This is a genomic window from Sulfitobacter sp. JL08 (genome assembly GCF_003352045.1).
Classification (GTDB): Bacteria; Pseudomonadota; Alphaproteobacteria; order Rhodobacterales; family Rhodobacteraceae; genus JL08.
On record NZ_CP025815.1, the window covers coordinates 196,807 to 219,107 of the forward strand.

Consider the following 22,301-nt stretch of genomic DNA (forward strand, 5'->3'; position numbering starts at 1 on the left):
GCATGTGGTTATCACCGCGCGCGATCTTGTCAAAGCGCGCTGGTCCGTGAAACTGCCATGTTCGCGCAAGCAGTGGGGCAGGTCCGTTTCACAGGACTGCCCCGCCGAATATCAGGCCGTATTCCGGTTCAAAGCGTGGTCCACAGCTGGAACAAAAGGCCGCTGGCAAAAGACCCTGTCAGGGCGATGCCAAGATAGAGGAAAAAGACCTGCCGTTTGACCAGCGCCCAGACCGCTATGGCGGCTGGCAGGGAACTGACCCCGCCGGCAACAAGAAACGCCAGACCTGCACCGGGCGCCATGCCCTGCTCCATCAGGCCGCCGACCAGCGGCAGGGCCGCATACCCGTTCAGATAGGCCGGTACGCCGACAAGAGTTGCGATCCCGATTGGAGCGATCCCGGTGCCGCCCAACGCCTGCGCCACCAGATCGGCAGGCACCCAGGCCAGCATCAGACTTTCCAGAATGAACGCGAGGGTCAGCCATTTGGCCAGAAACAACGTGGTCTTGATGCCTTCCTGCCAGAATTTCCTGACGCGCGCATCGTCGCTCCAGAACGCCCAGACAACCGGCTGCGCCGAGCGGACTTTTGATCCGCCGCACCCGCCATTGCCGACACCGTCCCGCAACGGATCGCCCAGTCCGCCCGCGCGCGAAACTGTGTGAACGACAAACCCGCCAAACACGCCCAGACTGATGGCTGTGATCGTCTTGGCAACGGCAAACTCAAGGCCCAGCACCCCGGTGGTCAGCGCGAACATGGACGGATCCATGACCGGTGATGCCAGCCAGAAGGCCATCACCGCCGACAGGGGCACACCCATAGCCAGAAGCGCGGCGATCAACGGAATGACGCCACAGGAACAGAACGGCGATAGCCCGCCCACCGCCGCGGCCAACAGGATCATCACTGCCGGCGATCCGGTAAAGGCGCGCGCAATCAGCCCGTCTGCACCCGTCGCCCCGGCATAGGCCGCGACCACGACAGACAGAACAAGGAAGGGCGCCACATTCGCAAGGTTCTGCGCGGCAAACTGTGCGGTGGACACACCCAGCGCCGGGGCCAGAACCATCAGCGCCGCAAGAATAGCTGCCGACAAAAGCCAGACCTTTTCCTTGGTCCAGATCCGGTTTGCTGCATCAATCGTCCATGATCTGACGCCAAGAGCAAGTTCGGTCATTTCGAAATCCCTAATTATATAGTTGTTTAAAGCCAAGAAAAACGCCCGCTTCACTCATGCAGCATCTTCCTGTGTCAGTGTTACGCCCGTGCAGCATTCCGCAGTCAGAAAGGACAGGGTCTGATGCATCACATCAAAATCAACCCGGTTCATGATCTGACGTCCCTGACGTTCCTGCGTCACAAGCCCTGCATCGACCAGTGTCTTGAGGTGATACGCAAGGGTCGAGGCCGCCATGCCCAGGTGATCGCCGATTTCGCCTATATTGAGGCCATCGTTTCCGGCCCGTACCAGCAACCGAAAGATTGTCAGACGGGTCTCGTGGCCGAGGGCGGCAAGCGAAAGCGCGGTGGAAGCCATGTTCATCATGACTCCAATAAAACTATAAATGTAGTTTTGTCAAGCAATCTTCGCCCGCGTCAGCCCAGCACGGCGCGCAGGGCCAATTCGGGTGACGCAAACACCGGCATTGACAGATCATCCAGCATGGTGGCTGCGCCCGCCATGGATGCCTGCGCCAGAACCACAGCGCTGATATCTGGGTGGTCTTTCACATATGCCTTCACAGCGGCGGCGATCACGGCGCGAAACGCATCGTGTTCACCCGCCTGAAACAGGGCCCAGAACCGGCCCAGATGCAGGGTTTGAAACGGGGCTATCACGCCAGCGACATCCAGCGCGGATTGCAGCAGATCGCCCGAAGGTGCGGCGCTGCTGTCCAGACAATAGACCAGCAGAACCGGCCCGCCCGTCTGTGCCGCCGTCTGCGCTGCCGCCTGCATCATCGGTGCGTCGATGCGGATCGCGCCCGCATCCCCCGCCACCGCGCCAATTGTCGTGCAGGTGCACAAAACCGGCCCCGCCGCCGCGCGAACCAGTGCGCCGATGTCACCCGCAAGCGCTGTGTCTATGCCGCCCTGTGCGCGATCCAGAAAACCGGGGCGCACCAGATGCACAAGCTTTGCATCCGGCGCGATCCGGTCGCGCAGCGCATCAAACGTGTCCGCATGGGCCTGCGCCGTGTGCAAAAGGGTGATCACCCCGCGATCATTTCCGACTGGCGCACAATCACCTCGGCCTGTTTGATCGACGCGATATCAACCAGACGTCCCTTGTAGACGGTTGCGCCTTCGCCGTTGGCCTTGGCCGTTTCCATCGCCGCCAGAATCTCGCGCGCTTCGGCCACAGCCTCGGGGGACGGTGTGAACACATCGTTGGCCAGCGCGATCTGTTTGGGGTGAATTGCCCATTTGCCGACCATGCCCAGCGTCGCCGACCGGCGGGCCTGCGCGATAAACCCTTCATCATCGGAAAAATCACCGAACGGGCCATCGACCGGCAACAATCCGTGGGTGCGGCAGGCCGCAACAATCGCCGCCTGTGCCCAGTGCCACGGATCGGACCAGTGCTTTTGCCCGTCGCGGATCATGTAATAGTTTTCCTGCGTGCCACCGATGCCGGTGGTCTGCATCCCCATTGATGCGGCAAAATCCGCCGCGCCCAAAGACATGGCCTGCAGCCGCGGACTAGCGGCAGCAATTTCTTCGACATGGGCGATGCCGGCAGCACTTTCGATGATCACTTCGAACGAAATCGGTTTGCTTCGGCCCTTGGCCGCTTCGATCGACGTCACCAGCGCATCAACCGCATAAACATCCGCCGCGCATCCGACCTTGGGGATCATGATCTGGTCCAGCCGGTCGCCGGCCTGTTCCAGCAGGTCCACGACGTCGCGATACCACCACGGGCTGTCCAGACCGTTGATACGAACGCTTAGATACTTATTGCCCCAGTCCACATCCGAAATGGCGGCAATCACGTTGGCGCGTGCCGCGTCCTTGTCGGTGGGGGCAACGGAATCTTCCAGATCAAGGTTGATCACATCCGCTGCACTGGCGGCCATTTTTTCGAACAGGGCCGGGCGCGATCCGGGGCCGAACAGCTGACAGCGGTTGGGACGGGCGGGGGCGGCGGGTTGTAAACGGAAACTCATATCTGGGCGGCCTTTCGGGTCGGTGAAACGGAAATTCTGCGCGTTGGACGTAGTCAACCGGCGCAGGTCGCGCAAGCGAATAACCCCGCCTGCGACGTCGTGGCGGCCCGCACCGAACCGGTGGGGCGATCGAAGAAATCATCATCTTGCCTGCAACAGGTGCAAAAATATTCAGCATTTTTCCGAAATTCGAGCCAAAATCTGCGTGCGGATTGCCCTGAGCACACAATTCGCAATACCCTTTCTACCGTGTTGGGGCAATCTGCGCGCGATATCTGCACTTTCTGACGGGGGCACTTTACCATGATCGAAACACCATACCTTCTGTTTCTGGGCGACGCGCCCGATCAACTGGCGGCCAAGGTCGCGCAAGGCATCAAGGACTGGCGCCCCGAAAACGCAATCGGCCAGTTGCGCCTGCCCGGTTGCGGGGCCGATGTGGGCCTGACCGATATGGGTTTGAAGCAGGCACAGGAAGCAGGGGCCAAAACCCTTGTGATCGGGGTGGCCAACCGTGGCGGCGTGATCAGTGCAGCGTGGAAAAAGGTGCTGATCGAAGCGCTGGAGATGGGCTATGATCTGGCCAGCGGGCTGCACAACCTGCTGCGCGACGAAGGCGATCTGGTGGCGGCCGCGCAAACCCATGGCGGCACCCTGCACGATGTGCGCGTTCCCACCGTGGGCTATCCGATTGCCAATGGCGAAAAACGCAGCGGCAAACGAGTTCTGGCGGTGGGCACCGATTGTTCGGTCGGCAAGATGTATACCGCGCTGGCGCTGGACGCATCGATGCGCGCAAAAGGCATGAAAAGCACGTTCCGCGCCACCGGCCAGACGGGTATCCTGATCACCGGTCACGGCGTGCCGCTGGATGCGGTGATCGCCGATTTCATGGCCGGTTCCATCGAGTATCTGACGCCCGACAATGACGCCGATCACTGGGATATCATCGAAGGTCAGGGCAGCCTGTTCCACGTTTCCTATTCCGGCGTGACACTGGCCCTGATCCACGGCGGCCAGCCCGACGCCCTGATCCTGAGCCATGAGCCAACCCGCAGCCATATGCGCGGTCTGCCCGGTTACACGCCACCCAGCCTCGAGGCGCTGCGCGACATGGCCCTGCCGCTGGCCCGCGTCGCCAACCCCGACTGCCAGGTCGTGGGCATCACGGTCAACACGCAACACATGTCAGAAGACGAAGCACAGGCCTATCTGGCCGAGGTCGAGGCCCGTATGGGCCTGCCCACGGTCGATCCGTTCCGCCACAGTGCCGATCGTCTGGCCGACGCGCTGGCGGCCCTTTAGACATTGCACGCGCCGCTGGTGCGGTGCAGTTTCCGTATTTGAGGCAAAAAGAAGGGACGGTCCGATGGACATCGAAATCACGCGCGACGTGTTCAGGCTGGCGCAGGTGTTCACCATCAGCCGTGGATCGCGCAGTGAAGCGCATGTTCTGACCGTCACCGTGACCGATGGCGGTCACAAGGGGTGGGGCGAATGTGTGCCCTATGCCCGCTACGGTGAAACGCTGGACTCGGTCAGTGACCAGATTGCGGGCCTGCCTGCGATGTTTGACCGTGCGGGCCTGTATGATCTGCTGCCCGCAGGGGCCGCGCGCAATGCGGTGGATTGCGCAATGTGGGATCTGGCGGCGAAACAGGCGGGCAAACGGGTATGGGATCTGGCCGGGCTGGAACCACCCAGGCCACAGATCACAGCCTATACCCTGTCGCTGGAAACGCCCGAGGTGATGCAGGCGCAGGCTGCCAAAAACGCGCATCGCCCGTTGCTCAAGATCAAGCTGGGCACGCCGGATGACATGCCCCGTCTTGAGGCGGTGCGCAAAGGCGCGCCCGCGGCCCGTATCATCGTGGATGCAAACGAGGGCTGGTCGGCCGATGTTTATACCGATCTGGCGCCGCATCTGGTGCGGCTGGGGGTTGATCTGGTGGAACAACCGCTGCCCGCCGGAGAGGATGATGCCCTGATCGGCATGGCGCGTCCGGTGCCGGTCTGCGCTGACGAAAGTTGCCATGACCGCGCCAGTCTGGCCGCGCTGAAGGGCAAATACGATGTGGTCAACATCAAACTGGACAAGACCGGCGGGCTGACCGAGGCACTGGCGCTGAAAGACGCCGCGCTGGCGCAGGGCTATGGCGTGATGGTTGGCTGCATGGTGGGCAGTTCGCTTGCGATGGCCCCTGCCGTTCTGGTGGCTCAGGGCGCTGCGGTGGTCGATCTTGACGGGCCTTTGCTTCTGGCCGAAGACCGCGAACACGCTTTGACATTCGACGAAAACGGCGTGCATCCCCCCGATGCCGCCCTGTGGGGATAAAAGGATCACAGAAATGCGTACGGTTTACGTAAACGGAAACTACCTGCCCGAAACCGAAGCCACAGTTTCAATCTTTGATCGCGGCTTTCTGATGGCGGACGGGGTTTACGAGGTCACGTCGGTGCTGGGCGGCAAGCTGATCGATTTCGAGGGCCACGCGGTAAGGCTGGCGCGATCCCTGAAAGAACTGGACATGCGCGCGCCGGTGGACAAGGATGATCTGCTGGCCATTCACCGCGAACTGGTCCGCCTGAACGACATCGACGAAGGATTGATCTATCTGCAGATCACCCGTGGATCGGATGGCGACCGTGATTTCGTTTTTCCGCCGGAAGATACGGAACCCACCATCGTGATGTTCACCCAGAACAAGCCCGGGCTGGCTGACAATCCGGCCGCGAAAAAAGGCGCGAAAATCATCAGCATCGAAGATATCCGCTGGGGGCGGCGCGACATCAAGACCGTGCAGCTGCTGTACCCGTCGATGGGCAAGATGATGGCGAAAAAGGCCGGCGCTGATGATGCCTGGATGATCGAGGACGGGTTCGTGACCGAAGGCACATCGAACAACGCCTATATCGTCAAGGGTAACAGGATCATCACCCGCGCGCTGAGCAATGACATTCTGCATGGCATCACCCGCGCCGCCGTGCTGCGCCTTGCCCGCGAGGCGCAGATGGAAGTGGAAGAGCGCAATTTCACCATCGAAGAGGCCCGCGCCGCGGACGAAGCGTTTACCACATCGGCCAGCGCCTTTGTGATGCCGGTTGTCGAAATCGACGGCATCGCGCTGGGCGACGGCACACCAGGTCGCGTGGCGCGGCGCCTGCGCGAGATCTATCTGGAAGAAAGCCTGAAAAAGGCGGTCTGACACTTTCTGCGCTGCCCGTCTGAGGATTTTTGAGCGCCGCGACCGGGCTGATGTGCTAGCCTGCCCTGAAAATGCAACAGGACATACAGAAAGGCGCGCATTATGACATATGATCGGGAACTGATTTCCAACGGCAACCCGATGGAGGCGATTGTCGGGTTCAGCCGTGCAGTGCGCGTCGGGCCGTATATCTCCGTGGGTGGCACAGCCCCTGTCGGACCGGATGGAAAAACCGTGGGCGTCGGTGACGTGGCCGCCCAGACCCGCCAGTGTATCGAGGTGATCAAGGCCGCGCTGGAACAGGCCGGTTCGGGCTTGCATGATGTGGTGCGCACGCGGGTGATCCTGACGGATATAGATGACTGGAAAGCCGCCATTGATGTGCGCAAGACCTATTTTCGCGACATCCGCCCCGTGGATACGATCATGGCCGTCACGCGGTTTGTGAACCCCGAATGGCTGGTCGAGCTTGAGGTGGATGCGGTGATTGGCAACTGGCAGGGGCCGGCCGGCTGATCCGGCCCCCCAGCGCGCCTGCTCCGTCACCCGATTGGCACCTGATTGGTTCATGCGGCGCATCTTTTGCCCTTGAGCGGCCCCATTGTTGCCAGATTGGGCCGCTATCGAATGCGCACGCAAGACAAAGGCGCCGCGCATGGATACGTTACTCGGTTACTTCCAGTATTAGTTACAAACCTTTTTCAATATGAACGAGCGCGTCGCGCTCTTATATCTAGGCTGTACCCTGTTTCTGGCGCTGGCCGTGTGGTGGTACCGCGGCAGACGGGGGTCTTTCATAAGCTTTCTGTTGCCGGCGCGGGTGTATCTGCACCGGTCAAACCTGCTGGACATAAAGCTGTTTTTCACCTTTCGCGCGATCGGCTTCTTCGGATTGATGAGCAAGGTATTCTTTCCGGCAACGGTTGCGTTTTACGTTCTGTCATGGCTTTCCGGCCCGTCCGCCGATGGCTTTTTGGCCCCGCCCACAGGTTGGACGCGCAGCCTGCTGGCGACACTGATCATCGTTGTCGCCTCGGATTTCTGCAAATACTGGGCGCACCGGCTGCACCATGAATGGAAGGTGCTTTGGCCGTTCCATGCGGTGCATCATTCGGCCGATGTGCTGACCCCGCTGACGGTTCACCGAACCCATCCGATTGAACCGGTCATCCGCAACCTGCTGATCACAGTCATCGTCGGGATCGTGCAGGGCGTGATGCTGTTTGCGCTGATCGGACAGATCGACATCGTAACGCTGGGTGGCGCCAATGCGATGTATGTGCTGTTTAATATGCTGGGGGCCAACCTGCGCCACAGCCATATCTGGCTGAGCTACGGGCGGGTGATGGAACATATCTTTATTTCGCCGGCGCAACATCAGGTGCACCATTCGGTCGCGGTGGAACACATCGACAAGAACTACGGGTCTATATTCGCGATCTGGGACTGGATGTTCGGCACGCTTTATGTGCCCGAAAAGGTCGAGGAGATCACCTATGGCGTGTCCGACGGTAAGGGCAACCCGATCGCACAGCCCTATACCACCCTGCGCGAGGCGCTGTTGAAACCGTTTCGCGAAAGCTGGGAGGCGATTGACAAACAGCGCGCGGCGCGCGCGCGGGCGCGTGCGAAATTGCCGCCGGCGGTCATGTCACAGGGGTTTTCCATCTGGTTGGATGCCCTGCGCGCCGGGGCTGCGCTGACCGTGCTTTTCGGCCACATGGCCCATATCCGATTCACCCGCGGGGATTATTTTGTGCTGCGCGAACTGAACGTCGCCAGCGATGCGGTGATCGTTTTCTTCGTGCTGTCCGGTGTGGTGATCGCTTATGCAGCCACGCGCGACGCCACGCTGGAACGGTTTGCGTTCAATCGTATGACGCGGCTGTGGTCGGTCGTGGTCCCGGCGCTTGCACTGACGCTGATCTTTGATGCCATTGGCACGCGGATAAACCCCGAAGCCTATCCGGAGACGTTCTATAACCCTGTTTCCCTGTCCGAAATGGTGCTGCGCGGGCTGACATTTACCAGCGAATGGCAGGGGATCTGGGATCGGGTACGGCTGGGCACAAACGGCCCGCTCTGGTCGCTGAGTTACGAAGTCGGGTTTTACATGCTTTTCGGCGTTGCGTTGTTCCTTAGGGGGGCGCTGCGCTGGGTGTTGCTGGCGCTGCTGGTCGGTGTGCCGATACTGGCGCTGCTGCCGGCATGGCTGATGGGGGTTCTGGTCTGGCACACGGTGCGCCTGTCACCGGATGCGCCCACACATTCCGGCAAAGACTGGGCGCGCGCGATCCTGGGTATTGCCATGCTGGTGGTGCTGAAATTGGCAGGCCTGCCTGCGGCGCTGAGCGAAATAACGGCGCAGGCGTTTGCGCCTTACAGCCATCATGCCGTTCTGGCATATTCCGACGAAGTGTTGTGGAACACGGTCATCGCAGTGGGTGTTGCCTTGCATCTGGCAGGTGTCAAAAACATCGCCGACCGTCGCGCTCCCCGCCCGGAAGGCCGCGCAACAGGCGCCATCCGCTGGGTCGCCGGAGCAAGCTTTTCCATCTACGTGATGCACTATCCAACGCTGCATCTGCTGGACGCCACTTTGCCGGAAAATCTGCCCGCCTATGATCTGTGGCTGCTGACGCTGACACTGCTGGTTTGTTTCGGATTTGCCAGCCTGTTCGAACGCCCGCTGAAACGGTTTCGCGCACTGGTGGAACCGATGTGGAAAATGGCGGGGGCCCCGTTTGTGGCCCCGCGCTCGTCTACGCCGTGATCAGCCTTTGCCAACGTTTTCCGCAAACGCCTTTTTAAAGGCTGTCTGCTGGTCGTCGGTGGCCTCGGTCTGATGCCTGGATTTCCATTCATCCATGCTCATCCCGTAGTAATGTTCGCGTGCTTCGTCTTTTGACATTTCAATGCCGCGTTCGGCGGCGGCCTCCTGATACCAGCGCGACAGGCAGTTGCGGCAGAACCCTGTCAGGTTCATCATGTCGATGTTCTGCACATCGTTGCGATCCTGCATCAGGTGTTTCTGCAACCGGCGGAAGGCGGCGGCCTGTAGTTCGATTTCGGTCTGGTCGTCCATCATATTCCCCTTTTCCTGTTATCTATAAATTGGTGCTGGCCAGCACGTCTTCAAGAACGGGGGCCAGTCGGGTGGCCCATTTCGCCTGATCCTGCGCCGTGCGGATCAGATCGTTGCGCAATTCGATCAGCACGTTGGGTCGGCCATGTTGCAGTGCGTGGCGTTCAACCGCATCGCCGGGCAGGTGGCCACCGTAAGGTTCGTTGTCGCCGACTGGCGGGCCGCCCTGTTCGGCCAATGCGGCAATCAGCGGTTTGGAAAGCCGCTGGTCATCTGCATGCAGCACGCCGATTTCCCAGGGCCGCACCGGGCGCCCCTCAAGCTGGCGGGTAAAGCTGTGGATCGACAGAAGAACGGTATCAGGGCGCGCCGCCAGTTCGGCCAGCGCCCGGTGATAGGGGCGGTAACACAGATCAAGCCGTGCCTCGATCTCGGATGCGTCGACATGGCGGTTGCCGGAAATGATCGTCCCGTCATACAGCTTCATCACCAGTGTCGGGTCGTCCTCTCCGCGGTTGGGATCAATCACCAGCCGCGAAAAATTTGACAGGATCGCGGTACTGTTCAGTGCTTTGGCCAGTTCAAGTGTCAGCCCCGCCGCCCCCACATCATAGGCGATGTGGCGGTTCATATCCGCATCCGACAACCCCAATGTGCCACCGTTGACGGCTGCTGGGATCGTGTTGGCCGCATGATCGCACGTGATCAGCCAGCGGCCGGGCCGGTTTTCGCCATGGATGGAAAATGGGGTATACGTCATATTGCTGTCACCTGTTTTCCCGCAGGTTTAGGCCAGTTGCCCGCGGAATGGAATTGGGTGATAACAGGTTGCGCGGTTAGCGTTAACAAAGACGACAAGGAATACCTGATGAGACGACTGCGGAACGTAAAGATTGTTGCCACACTTGGCCCGGCCTCGGACAATTATGAAATGATCCGGGCCCTGCACGAGGCAGGCGCAGATGTGTTTCGCCTGAACATGTCCCACGGCAGCCATGAAGAGATCGCCAAGAAACACGCGATTATCCGTCAGGTCGAACAGGATCTGGACAGCACAATCGCGATTCTGGCCGATCTTCAGGGGCCCAAACTGCGCGTCGGTACCTTTGCCAATGGCGAAGAGGAACTGGAACAGGGCGCTGCGTTCCGGCTGGATCTGAACGAGGCAGACGGAGATGCAACCCGGGTGTGCCTGCCGCATCCGGAAATTTTTGCTGTTCTGCAATCCGGTGCCAGTCTTTTGGTGAATGACGGCAAGATCCGCTTGCAGGTCAAATCCTGCGGGACCGATTTTGCCGATTGCACGGTGATTGCGGGCGGCACCATCTCGGACCGCAAGGGCGTGAACGTGCCGGATGTCGTGTTGCCGCTGGCGGCGCTGTCGGCCAAGGACCGCGCCGATCTGGAATTCGTCTGCGAACTGGGCATTGACTGGCTTGCCCTGTCGTTCGTCCAGCGCCCCGAAGATGTTGTTGATGCACGTGCGCTGGCCAAAGGCCGTGCCGCGATCCTGTCCAAAATCGAAAAACCGTCAGCAGTTGAGCGGTTCGATGATATTCTGGCTGTCAGCGACGGCATTATGGTCGCGCGTGGCGATCTGGGTGTGGAACTGCCGGTGCAGAACGTGCCGCCCATCCAGAAACGGCTTGTCCGCCGCTGCCGCAGTGCCGCCAAGCCGGTGATCGTGGCCACCCAGATGCTGGAAAGCATGATCGAAAGTCCGATGCCGACCCGCGCCGAAGTGTCCGATGTGGCGACAGCGATCTACGAAGGGGCGGATGCCGTCATGCTGTCCGCGGAATCCGCCGCCGGGCAATACCCGGTGGAGGCGGTGACAACAATGAACAACGTCGCCGTCGAGGTCGAAGACGATCCGACCTATACCCAGATCATCGAAGCATCGCGCACCGCCAACCGCGCCAGCGTTGCTGACGGGATCGTGGCGGCTGCCCGCGAAATTGCCGAGACGACCAATATCAAGGCGATCTGCTGCTTTACCCAAAGCGGTACAACGGCATTGCTGACCGCGCGCGAACGTCCGCGCGTACCGATCATCGCGATGACATCGGTGCGCCAGACCGCGCGTCGTCTGGCGCTAAGCTGGGGCACGAACTGCGTGATGACCGGCGAGCTTGAGCGGTTCAAGATGGCTGTTGTTAATGCAGCACGCGCCGCCCGTGCCGGTGGGTTTGCCGAACCGACAGATCAGATCGTCGTTACAGCTGGCGTACCGTTCAACGTGCCAGGAAGCACCAATATCCTTCGGGTTGCGCCCTGCGACGAACGTTTGATTTTTAATACCGATCCAGAGTAAACTTTGCCGACAGAAAAAAGGGGCAGGGCGATGGAACCGGATCTGGCGCTTGTGATCGGGCTTGTGATTGCGGGGTTTTCAATCCCGTCGATGATGTCGGCCGTCACGGACGGGCGCGCGCCGCGCGCGTCTGCCCTGACGATCCTGATATCTTTTGCCCTGATTTTTTACGCCGTCTATCAAAAGCCCAGCGGCTACAGCATGTCCGAAATCCCCGATGCCTTTGTCAACGTAGCGTCGCAATTCTTTCGCTGACCGGTTGTGCGCCGAGAAATTGCCCTTTCCCTCTTGCCCTATGATGCATTGCCGCCTATACGGCGCGTCTGTTCGTGCGTCCGGCCAATATGGCATGCCGAGTCGTGCGTGAACCGACCCAAATACGATAGGAGACGGAAATGCCTAAGATGAAGACGAAATCGAGCTGCAAGAAGCGGTTCAAGGTGACGGCCACGGGCCGCGTTCTGACGGGCCAGGCCGGCAAGCGCCACGGCATGATCAAACGCAGCAACAAATTCCTGCGCAACGCGCGCGGCACAACGACACTGTCGGCCCCTGATGAGAAAATCATCAAGTCGATGATGCCGTACGCACGCTAAGGAGGGAATGATATGTCTCGCGTAAAATCCGGCGTTGTCACACACGCCCGCCACAAAAAAGTAATCAAAGCAGCCAAAGGCTATTACGGTCGTCGCAAGAACACCTTCAAGGTGGCCGCGCAAGCCGTGGACAAGGCCAACCAGTACGCCACCCGCGACCGCAAGAACCGCAAGCGCAATTTCCGCGCCCTGTGGATCCAGCGGATCAACGCCGCGGTGCGCAGCCACGACGAAGCGCTGACATACAGCCGCTTTATCAACGGCCTGTCGCTGGCCGGTATCGAAGTGGACCGCAAGGTTCTGGCCGATCTGGCCGTACACGAGCCTGCCGCATTCGGTGCGATCGTAGAACAAGCCAAAGGCGCGCTGAGCGCGTAAGCGTCAAACGCCCCCTTTGGTAAAAGAAAAGCCGCCCCCTGCTCGGGCGGCTTTTTGCTGTGCGGGGGATGGAAAAAACCGAAACCATTTGACTAGGATCTGGGCGATGGCCCACCCTGACGTTGTTCAAAGGGGGAAACACCATGAAAACGGTGCTTTGTGACCAGTTTGATATCGAAATTCCCATTCTGTCCGCACCGATGGGTGGGGCGGCCGGGCCGGATTTGGTTGCGGCGGTCTGCAATGCAGGGGGGCTCGGGGTGATCCCGCTATGGGGTATGCCCGTGGAACAGGTTCGCAGCGGCATCGCGCAAGTGCGCAAACTGACCGATCGGAACTTTGCGGTGAATCTGAATCTGTCCTTCCCGTTCAAAGACCAGTTGCAGGCCTGTATTTCTGAAAATGTGGCCGCAGTGTCGCTGTTCTGGGGAATGGACCCGGCCGCAATCGACATGGCTCGTCGCGGTGGCCTGAGTGTCATGGCAAGCGTTGGCAACGCACACGAAGCACGGATCGCGGCCGATGCCGGGGCCGACATCATCGTCGCCCAGGGCTGGGAGGCAGGCGGTCACGTCTGGGGCAGTGTCGCGACGATGGCGCTGGTCCCCGCCGTGGTGGATGCAGTGACTGTGCCAGTGATCGCTGCTGGTGGAATCGCGGATGGCCGCGGTATGGCGGCCGCGCTGATGCTGGGGGCGTCGGGTGTCTGGATCGGCACCCGCTTTTTGGCCAGCACCGAAGCCACCATCCACGATACCTACCGGAAACAGATTCTGGACGCCTCGGAGGGCCAGACCGAATGGTATCAAGACCTGTATGATGGTGACTGGCCCGACGCGCCGCATCGGGCCCTTGCAAACGCGACCTCGGCAAAATGGCATGACGCCGGTAACCCCCAACCGGGCAAACGCCCCGGCGAAGGTGATATCATCGGCCACCGCGCTGACGGCAGGCCGGTCACGCGATACCAAAGCTATACCCCACATCCCGGCACGACCGGCGACGTGGCCGATATGTCATTGTGGTCCGGTCAGGGCGTGTCTCTGGTGCGCGAGGTCATGCCCGCCAAAGAAATCGTCGCGGAAATCTATCGCGACGCCAAACAAGCGCTTCAGTCCGGCCTGTCCGTCCTGCCCGACAGATAGGTGCCGCCTACCTGTCGGGCAGGTTTTCAAAGCTGGGCACATCTGCCGCAATCACATGGAACGGTTGCTGGTCTTTGGTATAGATCGCCGCCTGCGGTGTGCCAAACCGGGCCGGATCATCCAGCGCCCCGGCCTTCAGAACAACCTGATCATAGCCTGCGATGCGCGTCAGAACCGGCGTGCCGCAGGTGCCGCAAAATTCGCGCGTCACGGGGTTTTCCAGATCGCTGCGCGCAAAGCTTTGCGGTGTGCCGCGCACGTAACGCACCCCGTCAGCGGGCATCATCATGAAAAAATTCGGCCCGCCGCCCGAAATATACTGGCAAGGGCGGCAATGGCACTGCCCCCAAAATCCTGGCTGCCCCTCGGCTTCGAACCGCAGAGCGCCGCAGTAACACCCACCTGTCAGTTTCATGTCACTCTCCTTTTTCGCACATCAGTGTGTGGAGCTTGCCGCGCCGGCGCGTCAAAGACCAGCGCGCACTTGCTTTCACGCGCCCTTGTGATAGCAGAGCGGGGATGAATTTCCGGGGGGTCCGTTATGGACGATCTTAAGCGCAAATACCTTGATCAGATCGCAAATGCCGCAGATGAATCCGCGCTTGAGGATATCCGCGTCGGTGCCGTGGGCAAAAAGGGCGAGGTCGCGCTGAAGATGCGCGAACTGGGCAAGATGACGCCCGAGGAACGGCAGGTGGCCGGCCCCGCGCTGAACGCCCTGAAAGACGAGATCAACGCAGCGCTTGCCGCGAAAAAGGCCGCGTTGGGCGATGCCGCGCTGAACGAACGGTTGCGCACCGAATGGCTGGACGTGACATTGCCGGGGCGGTCGCGCCCACAAGGCACCATCCATCCGGTGTCGCAGGTCACAGAAGAACTGACAGCGATCTTTGCGGAACTGGGGTTTTCCGTGGCCGAAGGGCCGCGCATCGACACCGACTGGTATAATTTCGACGCGCTGAATATCCCGTCACATCACCCCGCACGCGCCGAAATGGATACGTTTTACATGCACCGCGCAGAAGGTGACAACCGCCCACCGCATGTGCTGCGCACCCACACCAGCCCGGTGCAGATCCGCACGATGGAAGCCGAAGGCGCGCCGCTGCGCATCATTTGCCCCGGCGGTGTCTACCGCGCCGATTACGACCAGACCCACACGCCGATGTTCCATCAGGTTGAAGGGCTGGCGATTGATAAAAACATCAGCATGGCCAACCTGAAATGGACGCTTGAGGAATTCTTCAGCTCTTTTTTCGAAATCGAAGGCATCAAGACCCGGTTCCGCGCCTCGCATTTTCCGTTTACCGAACCCTCGGCCGAGGTGGATATCCAGTGTTCCTGGGTCGACGGGCAATTGCGCATCGGCGAAGGCGATGGCTGGATGGAAGTGCTGGGCAGCGGCATGGTGCACCCCAAGGTGCTGGCCGCCGGTGGCATCGACCCGGAAGAATGGCAGGGCTTTGCCTTTGGCATGGGCATAGACCGGATTGCGATGCTGAAATACGGCATCCCCGACCTGCGCGCATTCTTTGATTCAGACCTGCGTTGGCTGCGCCATTACGGGTTTGCAAGCCTGGATCAGCCGAACCTGCATGGCGGGTTGAGTAGGTGAGTGAAATTCTGGAAGCGATCAAACAATTTGTAGTTTTTGTTCAGGAAGATCTTATTAGTCTTGCCATCACTTTGGTTGGCGCTCTGTTGTTTTATTTGTTTCGGGCAAAGGTCAAATTGATTTATGGCCGCGCGAACAATTCACTTAAGGAACGTCTGATCAACGCCTTCGGCTTCGCCGCCGTGCCGGCTTGAAGGTAGTTTGGGGCGTCAGACGTCCCATTTCCAGCGATTTTCCCGCTGTTTCGGCCGCCTGAGTGGCGGTTTCGGCGTTTTTGGGCAGACTCTGCCTCATGCTGCCAGCTTTCTCCGGGTCATGAACAGGTTGCCGAGGGCGAAGAGCGTGAACAGATGCGCCCGGTTCTTGGCCAGCCCACGGTAGCGCGTCTTCACGTGGCCGAACTGGCGCTTCAGGATCCGGAACGGGTGCTCAACCTTGGCCCGGACCTTTGCGATGATCCGGTTGATCTGCACGTCGAGCGGATCCAGTTCGCCACCTTTGGGTGCCTTGCGCATCACGCCCCAGAACCGGCCTGCATCCTTGGTGAAGGCCGCCTCTCGTTCGGAATGCACGTAGCCCTTGTCCGCCCAGACGGATGTTTCGTTGCCGTGCAGCAGTTCGTCCCAGACCTGGCTATCGTGGGTCTTGGCAGTGGTGGTCTCCAGGCTGTGGACGATGCCGCTGTCTGCATCGACGCCAACATGGGCCTTCATGCCGAAGTACCAGTCATTACCCTTCTTGGTGGATGACATCTCGGGATCGCGGGCCTTGGCTTCATTCTTGGTCGAGGACGGCGCATCGATGATCGTCGCATCCACCAACGTGCCAGAGCGCAGCGTGACGCCCTTGTCGGCAAGATAGGCATTCACCTCGGCAAACAGCTTCTCGGTCAGCTGATGCTTCTCCAGCAGGTGCCGGAAGTTCAGGATCGTTGTTTCGTCGGGGATGCGGTCATCGCCAAGCTCGATACCGGCAAACCGGCGCATGGCCTCGCTGTCATACAGGCTCTCTTCGGCCATCGGATCGCTCAGCGCGTACCAGCTCTGAAGGAAATACACTCGCAGCATCGTCTCCAGTGGCATCGGTGGCCGACCACCCTTTGACCCAACCTTCGGATAGTGCGGCTCGATCAGCGCCAACAGACGACCCCAAGGCACCACCGCATCCATCTCCGACAGGAACTTCTCGCGGCGCGTCACCTTCTTCTTCACCGCATCACCAAGGCCGGGAATGGCAGGCTGTTTGGGCATCGGCGGGCTCCTCTCTCATCCGCAGAAACCATACCAAATCAAGCCAAAATGGGGAAGTTCTTCAGAGATTCCTTAACAACATTACTGTTCCAAATGAGGAAGATCCCGAGAAGCACAGCAGCACGGAAATTTATATCGAGAAGTACTTTCTGCAAAACACAGGTAAGAAACCAGCCACAAATGTTGAGTTTGTTTTAAGTAGTTTCCCTACCGATATTTCCGTCTTTCAGCCGCGCAACGAAAAATACTTGAGAGTGGCCAAGGGCAATTGCTTAATCAGTATTCCTCAAATGGCACCAAAGGAATTGGTCGTCATTGACTGCGCTTACATCAACCAAAAGGCGGCATGGGTTACTTCCGTAAAATGCGCTGAATGTCTTGGTACTGAAGTCCCTTTCTGGACAGTCAGAAAACTCCCCAATTGGGTGTTTTGGGGTCTGTGGTGCCTACTGATCTTTGGAATAGCCTTCGTTGTAAAGTTCTGCTTATCCCTAATTCTAAGCTGAAGATGCTGAACAAACTCCCAGTTCGTACCTCACACCAAACCTCCACCTCCGGCATTTCACTGGGGCGGTCCCTGCCTATGTCTTTCACTTCTGCAAACTCTGATCGCGTCTGCCAGTAAAAGGCGGCGCCGCCGGGGTGGACGAGGTAAACGGGGGTGGTTTCCCCGTGCCCGGATATATCCAAAGCGGCCCCGCGTCACCGGTGCCTTGTTGTCCTGTGGCTACGACAACAGGCGCTGGTCTGCCTGTCGAAGGATCGATCGCGGCAAGGTTTAGGGCCACGCGGTTAACCCTGCCCTACACCAAACACCACCGCCCATTTTCTTGACAGATGCGGCATGCAGGTTCAGCCTTGCCCCGATCCACCTGGGAAAGGGCCAAAGATGAAAGATGCAGGAACCGAATTTTCGCTGCGCACCCGCAAACCGGGGGGTGGAACTGCAACGCTGAACAGCTGGGGGGCCAATTCTGATTATGGCACCTTGCGTTCTGTCATGCTGGGCCCGATCGAAAACTACAGATGGTTGCAGACCAGTTCTGTATCGAAAAAGACCCTGCGCCGGGGGGTGCCGTTTGATATGGATGTAGCCCGCGCCCAGCACCGAGAAATGGTTTCGGCCTACAAGTCGGCGGGCGTCGATGTGCACATCCTGACGCCTGATCCCGAATTGCCCTATCAGGTCTATGCGCGCGACAGTTCGGTGATGACGCCCTATGGCGCGATCATCACCAACATGGCGCAGTGGTGGCGGCGCGGCGAAAATTACCGCGCCATCGAAACCTATCAGAAACTGGGTATCCCGATCTACGATTACGTCACCGCCGGTACGTTCGAGGGCGGTGATTTCAACGTGATCGAACCGGGCTGCGTTCTGATCGGATGGGAAGGCGACGAGGGCCGCAGCCAGGAACAGGCGGCGGTGCAGATCAAGGGCTGGATGGAGGCCGAAGGCTGGGAGGTCATGCTGGCCGACATCGACCCGTTTTATGTGCATATCGATCTGATGGTGGTGATGCTGGCCCCGAAACTGGCAGCTGTCTGCCTTGATTGCACCGATCCGGCGATTGTGGACTGGCTGCGCGCCAAAAAGATCGAGATTATTCCCGTGCCGTTTCAGGAAACAGTTGCGCTGGGCTGTAACGTGGTGGCGCTGGGCGAGGATCGCGTGTTGCTGCCTGCGGCCTCGAAAACGCTGAAACAGGCGTTGAAGGCGCGCGGATTCACGATTTTCGACCCCGATCTGTCGATGATCACCCAGGGCGGCGGTGGCGTGCATTGCATGTGTCAAAGCCTGATCCGCGATCCGGTGTAGGCGCCCCCTTTCACGCGCAGGGGATATCCGGTACATGCGGCGGGAACACTTTGAATTGCCGCAGGACCCTGACGCATGAAATTCACCCTTTCCTGGTTGAAAACCCATCTGGACACCACCGCCAGCCTTGACGACATCCTTTATGCCCTGACCGATCTGGGGCTGGAGGTGGAAGAGGTGATCAACCCCGCCGACAAGCTGCGTGATTTTACCATCGGCAAGGTGCTGCACGCGGAAAAACACCCCGAAGCGGACCGGTTGCAGGTGTGTCGGGTCGACACTGACGCGGGCGAATTGCAGATCATCTGCGGTGCTCCGAACGCGCGCGAGGGGATCACCGTTGTGGTCGCCAAACCGGGTGTTTACGTGCCGGGCATCGATACCACCATCGGGGTTGGCAAAATCCGCGGTATCGAAAGCCACGGCATGATGGCGTCGGAGCGCGAGCTGGAACTGTCCGAAGAACATGACGGCATCATCGAACTGCCAAGCGGCGAAGTGGGTCAGAGCTTTACCGATTGGCTGGCCGATCATTTCCCGTCCAAGGTTGATCCGGTGATCGACATCGCGATAACCCCCAACCGCCCCGATGCGCTGGGCGTGCGCGGCATTGCCCGCGATCTGGCGGCGCGTGGCCTTGGCACGCTGAAACCGCAGGCGATCGAGCCTGTGGATGGCGCGTTTTCGTGCCCTGTGTCTGTCCGGATTGACGACGACACCTTGAACGGCTGCCCGCTGTTCACCGGGCGGGTGATCCGCGGCGTCAGGAACGGGCCGTCGCCCGATTGGCTGCAGGATCTGCTGCGCGCCATTGGCCTGCGCCCGATTTCGGCACTTGTCGATATCACCAACTTTTTCACCTATGACCAGAACCGTCCTCTGCACGTGTTCGACGTGGGCAAAATGACCGGCGGATTGCGCATTCACCGCGCGGCCGGGGGCGAAACCCTGATGGCGCTGGATGACAAGGAATACACGTTCCAGCCCGGCATGATGGTCATTTCCGATGATACCGGCCCCGAAAGCATTGCCGGCGTCATGGGCGGTGCGGCGACTGGTGTCAGCGCCGAAACCTCCGATGTGTTTCTGGAAAGCGCCTATTGGAACAATGTGCAGATTGCGCTGACCGGTCGGGCGCTCAAGATCAATTCGGACGCGCGTTACCGGTTTGAACGCGGGATTGATCCCGCCTTTACCGAACCGGGGCTGGAAATGGCAACGCAGATGGTGCTGGACCTGTGCGGCGGCGAAGCATCGGATGTCGTGGTGGCGGGCGCCGTGCCCGACACATCGCGCGCCTATCGTCTGGATACCGCGCGCGTGCAATCGCTGGTTGGCATGGATATTCCCGAAAGCACACAGCGCCAGACGCTGACGGCGCTGGGCTTCCGGCTGGAAGGCAACTGGGCGCATGTGCCCAGCTGGCGCCCCGATGTGGACGGCGAGGCCGATCTGGTGGAAGAGGTGGCGCGTGTCGCGTCCCTGACCAAGCTGGAAGGGCGGCCCCTGCCACGGCTGAGCAGCGGCATCCCGAAACCGGTCCTGTCGCCGATGCAGCGTCGCGAACAGGCAGCGCGGCGCACCTGCGCGGCACTGGGGTACAATGAATGCGTCAGCTATTCGTTCATTGATCAGTCATCGGCCGCGCTGTTTGGCGGCGGCACGGATGCGACGATGCTGGAAAACCCGATATCAAGCGAGATGAGCCACATGCGCCCCGCGCTGCTGCCCGGATTGTTGCAGGCCGCAGCCCGCAATCAGGCGCGCGGTTTCGCCGATCTGGCCCTGTTCGAGGTCGGTCCCGCCTTTCACGGGGCCGAACCCGGCGAACAACATCTGCTGGTGTCGGGCCTGCTGGTCGGGCGCACCGGGCCAAAGGACGTGCATGGCACGTCGCGGCCGGTGGATGTGTTTGACGTAAAGGCTGATGCCGAAGCGGTGCTGGCGGCGATGGGCGCTCCGGCCAAGGTGCAGATTCTGCGCGGTGCCGCCGACTGGTGGCATCCGGGGCGGCACGGCATGATCTGTCTTGGCCCCAAAAAGGTGCTGGGTGTTTTCGGCGAACTGCACCCCAAAGTGGTATCCGCGATGGGCATCAAAGGGGCTGCGATGGCGTTTACCCTGTGGCCGCACGAAGTGCCGGTGCCCAAGAAAACCAAATCCACGCGCCCCGCGCTGGACATGCACGATCTGCAGGCGGTTGAACGCGATTTCGCCTTTGTGGTGGCCGCCGATGTCGAAGCGGCGGTGCTGGTGAACGCTGCCGCCGGCGCCGACAAGGCACTGATCGAGGATGTGCGCGTGTTTGACGAATTCATTGGCGGGTCGCTGGGCGACGGCCAGAAATCGCTGGCCATTACCGTGCGTCTGCAACCGACCGAGACTACATTGAAAGAGGCCGATATCGAAGCGGTCAGCGCCAGGATCGTGGACAAGGTCGCCAAGGCAACGGGCGGTGTTCTGCGCGGCTAGCCGCGCGCAGATCCGTATTTAAGGCAAAAAGAAAGGAAACTGTCATGACATTGAACGTCTACCTGTCCGGAGAAATCCACACCGACTGGCGCGAACAGATCATTGACGGGGCGGCGGGTCTGGATCTGGCCTTTGACAGCCCGGTGACCGATCACGCCGCCAGCGACGATTGCGGGGTTGCGATACTGGGGGCAGAGGCGGACAAATACTGGCATGACCACAAGGGCGCGATGGTCAACGCGATCCGCACCCGCAAGGGAATTGCCGATGCCGATGTTGTGGTGGTGCGTTTCGGTGATCAGTACAAGCAGTGGAACGCGGCCTTTGATGCGGGATATGCCGCCGCGTTGGGCAAATCGCTGATCATCCTGCACGGGCCGGATCACGCGCATGCGCTGAAAGAGGTCGACGCGGCGGCGCTGGCCGTGGCGCAGGAACCGCGGCAGGTGGTCGAGATTTTGCGCTATGTACTGACGGGCGCATTGCCCGGCTGATCCGGGCGCAACCTGAACGCCCGGACCTGACCGCGATCAGTCGCGCGGCGGCGTGACCAGCCCGGTCTGAACTGCGGGGCGGGCCAGAAATCGATCCAGATAGGCCACGAGGTTGGGGTGGTTTTCCCAGCCCAGAACATCGCGCGCGCCATAAAAATCAAGCGAGCGCAGCCACGGCGCGATGGCGATATCGGCGATGGAATAATCCCCCGCGATCCAGTCCTTGCCATCCATTTTCTGTTCCAGAACCGACAGCAGCCGTTTGGCTTCGCCGATATATCGGTCACGCGGGCGAGGGTCTTTGATTTCGCTGCCGGCGAATTTGTAGAAAAACCCAAGCTGTCCGAACATCGGGCCAAGACCACCCATCTGGAACATCAGCCACTGGATGATTTTCGCCTTGTCGGTCGCCGTCTTGCCGATCAGCTTGCCAGATTTTTCCGCCAGATAAATCAGGATCGCGCCGCTTTCGAACAACCCGATCGCCACACCGTCAGATCCGTTCGGATCGACGATGGCGGGGATCTTGTTGTTGGGGTTCAGCGACAGGAATTCAGGGCTTTTGACGTCGGCATCCGACAGGGTCACCTTGTGCGCCTCGTAGGGGATGCCCACTTCCTCGAGCGCGATCGACACTTTGACACCGTTCGGGGTGGGAAAGGAATAAAGCTGCAGAATGTCGGGGTTCTGGGCGGGCCATTTCTGCGAGATGGAAAAACCGGCAAGGCGGGACATGGTATGATCCTTTGTGAT

The 22,301-nt window shown here is 60.1% G+C and carries 24 protein-coding genes; 15 read left to right on the forward strand and 9 right to left on the reverse strand.

What is annotated here, in order from left to right; translation table 11 throughout:
- Positions 1–128 precede the first annotated feature (128 nt).
- From C1J05_RS00960 to C1J05_RS00975, 4 genes are read right to left on the reverse strand one after another with little or no spacing between them, the layout of a single operon-like run.
- Positions 129–1,181, reverse strand: coding sequence for a permease (locus C1J05_RS00960; protein WP_114868621.1), 1,053 nt, complete (start codon positions 1,179–1,181; stop codon positions 129–131).
- 54 nt (positions 1,182–1,235) lie between these two features.
- Complete coding sequence (locus tag C1J05_RS00965; protein ID WP_114868622.1) at positions 1,236–1,550, reverse strand: ArsR/SmtB family transcription factor; 315 nt, start codon at positions 1,548–1,550, stop codon at positions 1,236–1,238.
- Between the two features lie 50 nt (positions 1,551–1,600).
- The gene (locus C1J05_RS00970; protein WP_114868623.1) at positions 1,601–2,221 is read right to left on the reverse strand and encodes a hypothetical protein; all 621 of its coding nucleotides are present in this window, start codon (positions 2,219–2,221) and stop codon (positions 1,601–1,603) included.
- Complete coding sequence (locus C1J05_RS00975; RefSeq protein WP_114868624.1) at positions 2,218–3,174, reverse strand: L-malyl-CoA/beta-methylmalyl-CoA lyase; 957 nt, start codon at positions 3,172–3,174, stop codon at positions 2,218–2,220. The genes C1J05_RS00970 and C1J05_RS00975 overlap by 4 nt, the downstream gene beginning before the upstream one ends.
- 303 nt (positions 3,175–3,477) lie before the next feature.
- Here C1J05_RS00975 and dgcN point away from each other — a divergent pair, with 303 nt between their 5' ends.
- The 5 genes from dgcN to C1J05_RS01000 all read left to right on the forward strand — a co-directional run bounded on the left by dgcN (position 3,478) and on the right by C1J05_RS01000 (position 9,153).
- Entirely contained in the window at positions 3,478–4,479 is a 1,002-nt protein-coding gene (gene dgcN / locus C1J05_RS00980; RefSeq protein ID WP_114868625.1) for an N-acetyltransferase DgcN, read from the forward strand.
- 64 nt (positions 4,480–4,543) lie between these two features.
- Positions 4,544–5,509 (forward strand): N-acetyl-D-Glu racemase DgcA, encoded by a 966-nt coding sequence (gene dgcA / locus C1J05_RS00985; RefSeq protein ID WP_114868626.1) that lies wholly within the window; start codon positions 4,544–4,546, stop codon positions 5,507–5,509.
- 13 nt (positions 5,510–5,522) lie between these two features.
- Positions 5,523–6,380 (forward strand): D-amino-acid transaminase, encoded by an 858-nt coding sequence (locus C1J05_RS00990; RefSeq protein ID WP_114872036.1) that lies wholly within the window; start codon positions 5,523–5,525, stop codon positions 6,378–6,380.
- A gap of 102 nt (positions 6,381–6,482) precedes the next feature.
- A complete protein-coding gene (locus C1J05_RS00995; protein ID WP_114868627.1) occupies positions 6,483–6,896 on the forward strand; it encodes a RidA family protein in 414 nt (137 codons plus the stop codon).
- A gap of 190 nt (positions 6,897–7,086) precedes the next feature.
- Positions 7,087–9,153: a sterol desaturase family protein gene (locus C1J05_RS01000; protein WP_114868628.1), complete on the forward strand. Its 2,067-nt coding sequence runs from the start codon at positions 7,087–7,089 to the stop codon at positions 9,151–9,153.
- On the opposite strand, the gene C1J05_RS01005 is transcribed toward C1J05_RS01000, so the two are convergent.
- Together C1J05_RS01005 and C1J05_RS01010 are read right to left on the reverse strand one after the other, a co-directional pair.
- Complete coding sequence (locus C1J05_RS01005) at positions 9,154–9,465, reverse strand: DUF1244 domain-containing protein (RefSeq protein WP_114872037.1); 312 nt, start codon at positions 9,463–9,465, stop codon at positions 9,154–9,156.
- 22 nt (positions 9,466–9,487) lie between these two features.
- On the reverse strand, positions 9,488–10,225 hold the full coding sequence (locus C1J05_RS01010) for an N-formylglutamate amidohydrolase (RefSeq protein ID WP_114868629.1): 738 nt from the start codon (positions 10,223–10,225) through the stop codon (positions 9,488–9,490).
- A 108-nt stretch (positions 10,226–10,333) separates the two neighbouring features.
- On the opposite strand from C1J05_RS01010, the gene pyk reads away from it, so the two are divergent.
- From pyk to C1J05_RS01035, 5 genes are all read left to right on the forward strand, one after another.
- A complete protein-coding gene (gene pyk, locus C1J05_RS01015; protein WP_114872038.1) occupies positions 10,334–11,779 on the forward strand; it encodes a pyruvate kinase in 1,446 nt (481 codons plus the stop codon).
- Between the two features lie 30 nt (positions 11,780–11,809).
- Positions 11,810–12,034 carry a hypothetical protein gene (locus C1J05_RS01020; RefSeq protein WP_114868630.1) on the forward strand — a complete coding sequence of 75 codons (225 nt, stop codon included), beginning with the start codon at positions 11,810–11,812 and terminating at the stop codon, positions 12,032–12,034.
- Between the two features lie 140 nt (positions 12,035–12,174).
- Entirely contained in the window at positions 12,175–12,375 is a 201-nt protein-coding gene (rpmI, locus tag C1J05_RS01025; protein ID WP_114868631.1) for a 50S ribosomal protein L35, read from the forward strand.
- A 12-nt stretch (positions 12,376–12,387) separates the two neighbouring features.
- Positions 12,388–12,753, forward strand: coding sequence for a 50S ribosomal protein L20 (gene rplT / locus C1J05_RS01030; RefSeq protein WP_114868632.1), 366 nt, complete (start codon positions 12,388–12,390; stop codon positions 12,751–12,753).
- A 143-nt stretch (positions 12,754–12,896) separates the two neighbouring features.
- Entirely contained in the window at positions 12,897–13,898 is a 1,002-nt protein-coding gene (locus tag C1J05_RS01035) for an NAD(P)H-dependent flavin oxidoreductase (RefSeq protein ID WP_114872039.1), read from the forward strand.
- A gap of 7 nt (positions 13,899–13,905) precedes the next feature.
- On the opposite strand, the gene C1J05_RS01040 is transcribed toward C1J05_RS01035, so the two are convergent.
- Positions 13,906–14,313: a GFA family protein gene (locus C1J05_RS01040; RefSeq protein WP_114868633.1), complete on the reverse strand. Its 408-nt coding sequence runs from the start codon at positions 14,311–14,313 to the stop codon at positions 13,906–13,908.
- Between the two features lie 126 nt (positions 14,314–14,439).
- Between C1J05_RS01040 and pheS the strand changes: the two genes are divergently transcribed.
- Entirely contained in the window at positions 14,440–15,513 is a 1,074-nt protein-coding gene (pheS, locus tag C1J05_RS01045) for a phenylalanine--tRNA ligase subunit alpha (RefSeq protein WP_114868634.1), read from the forward strand.
- Positions 15,510–15,707, forward strand: a complete 198-nt coding sequence (locus C1J05_RS01050) for a hypothetical protein (protein ID WP_114868635.1) — start codon at positions 15,510–15,512, stop codon at positions 15,705–15,707. The genes pheS and C1J05_RS01050 overlap by 4 nt, the downstream gene beginning before the upstream one ends.
- A gap of 96 nt (positions 15,708–15,803) precedes the next feature.
- On the opposite strand, the gene C1J05_RS01055 is transcribed toward C1J05_RS01050, so the two are convergent.
- Entirely contained in the window at positions 15,804–16,763 is a 960-nt protein-coding gene (locus tag C1J05_RS01055; protein WP_114868636.1) for an IS5 family transposase, read from the reverse strand.
- Positions 16,764–17,652: 889 nt separating this feature from the next.
- Between C1J05_RS01055 and C1J05_RS01060 the strand changes: the two genes are divergently transcribed.
- From C1J05_RS01060 to C1J05_RS01070, 3 genes are all read left to right on the forward strand, one after another.
- The gene (locus C1J05_RS01060; protein WP_114868637.1) at positions 17,653–18,582 is read left to right on the forward strand and encodes a dimethylarginine dimethylaminohydrolase family protein; all 930 of its coding nucleotides are present in this window, start codon (positions 17,653–17,655) and stop codon (positions 18,580–18,582) included.
- Positions 18,583–18,657: 75 nt separating this feature from the next.
- Positions 18,658–21,054, forward strand: a complete 2,397-nt coding sequence (gene pheT / locus C1J05_RS01065; protein WP_114868638.1) for a phenylalanine--tRNA ligase subunit beta — start codon at positions 18,658–18,660, stop codon at positions 21,052–21,054.
- Positions 21,055–21,098: 44 nt separating this feature from the next.
- On the forward strand, positions 21,099–21,548 hold the full coding sequence (locus C1J05_RS01070) for a YtoQ family protein (RefSeq protein ID WP_114868639.1): 450 nt from the start codon (positions 21,099–21,101) through the stop codon (positions 21,546–21,548).
- 36 nt (positions 21,549–21,584) lie between these two features.
- Here C1J05_RS01070 and C1J05_RS01075 read toward each other — a convergent pair whose 3' ends face one another.
- Positions 21,585–22,283 carry a glutathione S-transferase family protein gene (locus C1J05_RS01075; RefSeq protein WP_114868640.1) on the reverse strand — a complete coding sequence of 233 codons (699 nt, stop codon included), beginning with the start codon at positions 22,281–22,283 and terminating at the stop codon, positions 21,585–21,587.
- Positions 22,284–22,301: the final 18 nt, after the last annotated feature.

Coding starts and splice junctions, on each gene's coding strand:
- C1J05_RS00960 (WP_114868621.1), bottom strand. CDS start 1,181: ATGACCGAACTTGCTCTTGGCGTCAGATCATGGACGATTGATGCAGCA.
- C1J05_RS00965 (WP_114868622.1), bottom strand. CDS start 1,550: ATGATGAACATGGCTTCCACCGCGCTTTCGCTTGCCGCCCTCGGCCAC.
- C1J05_RS00975 (WP_114868624.1), bottom strand. CDS start 3,174: ATGAGTTTCCGTTTACAACCCGCCGCCCCCGCCCGTCCCAACCGCTGT.
- dgcN (WP_114868625.1), top strand. CDS start 3,478: ATGATCGAAACACCATACCTTCTGTTTCTGGGCGACGCGCCCGATCAA.
- dgcA (WP_114868626.1), top strand. CDS start 4,544: ATGGACATCGAAATCACGCGCGACGTGTTCAGGCTGGCGCAGGTGTTC.
- C1J05_RS00990 (WP_114872036.1), top strand. CDS start 5,523: ATGCGTACGGTTTACGTAAACGGAAACTACCTGCCCGAAACCGAAGCC.
- C1J05_RS00995 (WP_114868627.1), top strand. CDS start 6,483: ATGACATATGATCGGGAACTGATTTCCAACGGCAACCCGATGGAGGCG.
- C1J05_RS01000 (WP_114868628.1), top strand. CDS start 7,087: ATGAACGAGCGCGTCGCGCTCTTATATCTAGGCTGTACCCTGTTTCTG.
- C1J05_RS01005 (WP_114872037.1), bottom strand. CDS start 9,465: ATGGACGACCAGACCGAAATCGAACTACAGGCCGCCGCCTTCCGCCGG.
- C1J05_RS01010 (WP_114868629.1), bottom strand. CDS start 10,225: ATGACGTATACCCCATTTTCCATCCATGGCGAAAACCGGCCCGGCCGC.
- pyk (WP_114872038.1), top strand. CDS start 10,334: ATGAGACGACTGCGGAACGTAAAGATTGTTGCCACACTTGGCCCGGCC.
- C1J05_RS01020 (WP_114868630.1), top strand. CDS start 11,810: ATGGAACCGGATCTGGCGCTTGTGATCGGGCTTGTGATTGCGGGGTTT.
- rpmI (WP_114868631.1), top strand. CDS start 12,175: ATGCCTAAGATGAAGACGAAATCGAGCTGCAAGAAGCGGTTCAAGGTG.
- rplT (WP_114868632.1), top strand. CDS start 12,388: ATGTCTCGCGTAAAATCCGGCGTTGTCACACACGCCCGCCACAAAAAA.
- C1J05_RS01035 (WP_114872039.1), top strand. CDS start 12,897: ATGAAAACGGTGCTTTGTGACCAGTTTGATATCGAAATTCCCATTCTG.
- C1J05_RS01040 (WP_114868633.1), bottom strand. CDS start 14,313: ATGAAACTGACAGGTGGGTGTTACTGCGGCGCTCTGCGGTTCGAAGCC.
- pheS (WP_114868634.1), top strand. CDS start 14,440: ATGGACGATCTTAAGCGCAAATACCTTGATCAGATCGCAAATGCCGCA.
- C1J05_RS01055 (WP_114868636.1), bottom strand. CDS start 16,763: ATGCCCAAACAGCCTGCCATTCCCGGCCTTGGTGATGCGGTGAAGAAG.
- C1J05_RS01060 (WP_114868637.1), top strand. CDS start 17,653: ATGAAAGATGCAGGAACCGAATTTTCGCTGCGCACCCGCAAACCGGGG.
- pheT (WP_114868638.1), top strand. CDS start 18,658: ATGAAATTCACCCTTTCCTGGTTGAAAACCCATCTGGACACCACCGCC.
- C1J05_RS01070 (WP_114868639.1), top strand. CDS start 21,099: ATGACATTGAACGTCTACCTGTCCGGAGAAATCCACACCGACTGGCGC.
- C1J05_RS01075 (WP_114868640.1), bottom strand. CDS start 22,283: ATGTCCCGCCTTGCCGGTTTTTCCATCTCGCAGAAATGGCCCGCCCAG.